Genomic DNA, 1371 nt, shown 5'->3' with positions numbered 1-1371 from the left:
CATATTATATGGTTAAGTCCTCGATCTATTAGTATTCGTCAGCTCCACATGTCACCATGCTTCCACCTCGAACCTATCAACCTGATCATCTTTCAGGGATCTTACTAGCTTACGCTATGGGAAATCTCATCTTGAGGGGGGCTTCATGCTTAGATGCTTTCAGCACTTATCCCTTCCGCACATAGCTACCCAGCTATGCCCTTGGCAGAACAACTGGTACACCAGCGGTGCGTCCATCCCGGTCCTCTCGTACTAAGGACAGCTCCTCTCAAATTTCCTACGCCCACGACGGATAGGGACCGAACTGTCTCACGACGTTCTGAACCCAGCTCGCGTACCGCTTTAATGGGCGAACAGCCCAACCCTTGGGACCGACTACAGCCCCAGGATGCGATGAGCCGACATCGAGGTGCCAAACCTCCCCGTCGATGTGGACTCTTGGGGGAGATAAGCCTGTTATCCCCGGGGTAGCTTTTATCCGTTGAGCGATGGCCCTTCCATGCGGAACCACCGGATCACTAAGCCCGACTTTCGTCCCTGCTCGACTTGTAGGTCTCGCAGTCAAGCTCCCTTATGCCTTTGCACTCTACGAATGATTTCCAACCATTCTGAGGGAACCTTTGGGCGCCTCCGTTACACTTTAGGAGGCGACCGCCCCAGTCAAACTGCCCACCTGACACTGTCTCCCGGGTCGATAAGACCCGTAGGTTAGAATTTCAATACAGTCAGGGCGGTATCCCACCAGCGCCTCCACCGAAGCTAGCGCTCCGGTTTCAATGGCTCCCGCCTATCCTGTACAAACTGTACCAAAATTCAATATCAGGCTACAGTAAAGCTCCACGGGGTCTTTCCGTCCTGTCGCGGGTAACCTGCATCTTCACAGGTACTATAATTTCACCGAGTCTCTGGTTGAGACAGTGCCCAAATCGTTACACCTTTCGTGCGGGTCGGAACTTACCCGACAAGGAATTTCGCTACCTTAGGACCGTTATAGTTACGGCCGCCGTTTACTGGGGCTTCAGTTCAGAGCTTCGCTTACGCTAACCCCTCTCCTTAACCTTCCAGCACCGGGCAGGTGTCACCCCCTATACTTCGCCTTACGGCTTCGCAGAGAGCTGTGTTTTTGCTAAACAGTCGCTTGGGCCTATTCACTGCGGCTTTCCGTTAAGAAAGCACCCCTTCTCCCGAAGTTACGGGGTCATTTTGCCGAGTTCCTTAACCAGAGTTCTCTCGCACACCTTAGGATTCTCTCCTCGCCTACCTGTGTCGGTTTGCGGTACAGGCACCTTTTATCTCGCTAGAAGCTTTTCTTGGCAGCGGGGAATCAAAGACTTCGCTCCATAAGGAGCTTCCCCATCACAGCTCAGCCTT

At 53.0% G+C, this 1371-nt stretch carries 1 rRNA gene; it reads right to left on the bottom strand.

Annotated features, from left to right (window positions below):
- Window positions 1–8 precede the first annotated feature (8 nt).
- Window positions 9–1371, bottom strand: a 23S ribosomal RNA gene (locus tag ATL10_RS30720); the annotation flags it as partial.

Source organism: Bacillus sp. 196mf (assembly GCF_003217275.1).
Classification (GTDB): Bacteria; Bacillota; Bacilli; order Bacillales; family Bacillaceae_G; genus Bacillus_A; species Bacillus_A thuringiensis_S.
The sequence above is the reverse complement of the archived record's forward strand: the minus strand, read 5'-3'. Positions and strand labels throughout refer to the sequence as shown.